Here is a 1,647-nt window from a genome sequence, read left to right as displayed (position 1 = left end):
ACCACGTAGGAGGCGCACTTGTCGACCTCCGCGGGCGCGCACTGCTGCCAGATCTCGGTGCCGCCCCGCATCAGGATCTTGTCGGCGTCCTTGACGACGTTGTGCTCGGCACCGAAGTTGATCAGCGCCCAGGCGTCCTTGGCGTAGTACGTCTCGTCGAACATGACCGCGTTCGGGTGACCGAGGTTGGTGAAGCGCAGGATCGCCCCGAACACCGTGACCAGCAGCGGCCCCAGCCAGCCCCACAGGGGGTTTCCCGGCATCGGCGGCACCAGACGGTCACGAACGGAACCCGAGGGCCCGCCGTCGGGCTGGGGCTCCGGCTGCTCTGACGCCTGGCTGGGGAAGTCGGTCACGGCCACCCGGACATCGTACGGTCCCCTTACCGCAGCTAGCCCAGGAAACACCTCACTACAGGACTAAATGGTTAACTTCTCCCCGCGCCGGGGGGCCATCCGAAATGCGGGAGGATGGAGCGGTGACGGACAACGGCAGGCTTGTGCTGGCAGGGGCTCCGATCGGGCAGGCGGGCGACGCCTCACCCCGGCTGAGGCTGGCGCTGGAGAGCGCGGACGTGGTCGCGGCGGAGGACACCCGGCGGCTGCGGCGCCTGGCCGGGGAACTGGGCGCCGAGATCGGCGGCCGGGTCGTCTCCTACTACGACGCCAACGAGGCAGGGCGGGCCGCCGAGCTCCTCGGCGCGCTCCAGGACGGCAAGACGGTGCTGGTCATCACCGACGCCGGCATGCCGGGCGTCTCCGACCCCGGCTACCGGCTGACCCACCTGGCGGTCGAGGCCGGGATCGCGGTCACCTCGCTGCCGGGGCCGTCGGCGGTGACCACGGCGCTGGCCGTCTCGGGGCTGCCCAGCGACCGGTTCTGTTTCGAGGGCTTCCCGCCGCGCAAGTCCGGTGAGCGCTCCCGCAGGCTCTCGGCCCTCGCGGAGGAGGAGCGCACGATGGTGTTCTTCGAGGCGCCGCACCGGCTCGGTGCCGCGCTGGCGGCGATGGCGGAGGCGTTCGGCGCCGACCGCCGGGCGGCGGTCTGCCGTGAGCTCACCAAGACCTACGAGGAGGTGCGGCGGGGTGGTCTCGGCGAGCTGGCCGAGTGGGCGGCCGGGGGCGTCAAGGGGGAGATCACCATCGTGGTCGCCGGGTACGCCGGGCAGGCCCTGCCGCCGGTGATCGAGGACCTGGTGGACGAGGTCGCGCGCCGTGAGGAGACGGGGGTGCCGAGGAAGCAGGCGATCGTGGATGTGGCGAAGGCGGCGGGAATCCCCAAACGGGATCTTTACCAAGCTGTCCATCGAGGCTGACTTTTCACCATAATTCCCTGAATGGGATCAACACGGGATCGTCTCTTGCCGCCCATGTCGGGAAATGCCGCCTGGGGCTGGCTGGGGCCGTTGCTGGTCGCGGCCTTCGGGGGGATCCTGCGCTTCGTCGGCCTCGGGCGGCCGAACGCGGTCATGTTCGACGAGACGTACTACGCCAAGGACGCCTGGGCACTGATCAACCACGGGGTGGAGCGGGCCTCTCTCGGCACCGTGAAGGATCCCATCGCCGACAGGATGATCATGCAGGGGAACACCGACTTCCTGGTCAAGTGCACCCCGCCGGAGGCCGACCCCTGCCCGCTCTACGTGGC

Annotated in this window: 1 protein-coding gene and 2 pseudogenes; 2 read left to right on the top strand and 1 reads right to left on the bottom strand. The window is 70.0% G+C overall.

The window, feature by feature from the left end; translation table 11 throughout:
* Positions 1-362: pseudogene (locus tag ABT130_RS47550) on the bottom strand (phospholipid carrier-dependent glycosyltransferase); the annotation flags it as partial.
* A 98-nt stretch (positions 363-460) separates the two neighbouring features.
* Here ABT130_RS47550 and rsmI point away from each other — a divergent pair.
* Complete coding sequence (gene rsmI / locus ABT130_RS47545; RefSeq protein ID WP_350966494.1) at positions 461-1,315, top strand: 16S rRNA (cytidine(1402)-2'-O)-methyltransferase; 855 nt, start codon at positions 461-463, stop codon at positions 1,313-1,315.
* Between the two features lie 54 nt (positions 1,316-1,369).
* Positions 1,370-1,647, top strand: a pseudogene (locus tag ABT130_RS47540) (phospholipid carrier-dependent glycosyltransferase); the annotation flags it as partial.

It is taken from the genome of Streptosporangium sp. NPDC001681 (genome assembly GCF_040298085.1).
Classification (GTDB): domain Bacteria; phylum Actinomycetota; class Actinomycetes; order Streptosporangiales; family Streptosporangiaceae; genus Streptosporangium.
This window is presented reverse-complemented; position numbering and strand designations above follow the sequence as displayed.

Coding starts and splice junctions, on each gene's coding strand:
- rsmI (WP_350966494.1), top strand. CDS start 461: ATGCGGGAGGATGGAGCGGTGACGGACAACGGCAGGCTTGTGCTGGCA.